Source organism: Rheinheimera hassiensis, assembly GCF_022436675.1.
Taxonomy (GTDB): Bacteria; Pseudomonadota; Gammaproteobacteria; order Enterobacterales; family Alteromonadaceae; genus Alishewanella; species Alishewanella hassiensis.
The window spans coordinates 1-260 of sequence record NZ_JAKUJZ010000053.1 but is presented as its reverse complement, the minus strand read 5'-3'; the positions used below and the strand labels follow the sequence as shown (position 1 = coordinate 260).

Genomic DNA, 260 nt, shown 5'->3' with positions numbered 1-260 from the left:
GCCCGCCGGTACTGCCGTTTCAGCTTGTTCATCAGGCTGATAAACAGCTCTGAGCTTTTACTCATTGAGCCAACATAGGTTATCTGGCCTGTTTTGCTGTGTAGCGCGCCAGCCAGATAATGTTTTTTGTTCTTGCCAGGGGTTACCACCAGCCGCTGCTTACCTTTATAGCCCCAGTCAGCACCGATTTTCGGGTTCAGGTGGATATCCAACTCATCTTCATAAAACACCGGATGCTCAGCGCTGCAATTATTCAATGC

The 260-nt window shown here is 49.2% G+C and carries 1 pseudogene; it reads right to left on the bottom strand.

The annotated features are described in order from the left end of the window. Window positions 1–260, bottom strand: a pseudogene (locus tag MJX74_RS21610) (IS630 family transposase); the annotation flags it as partial.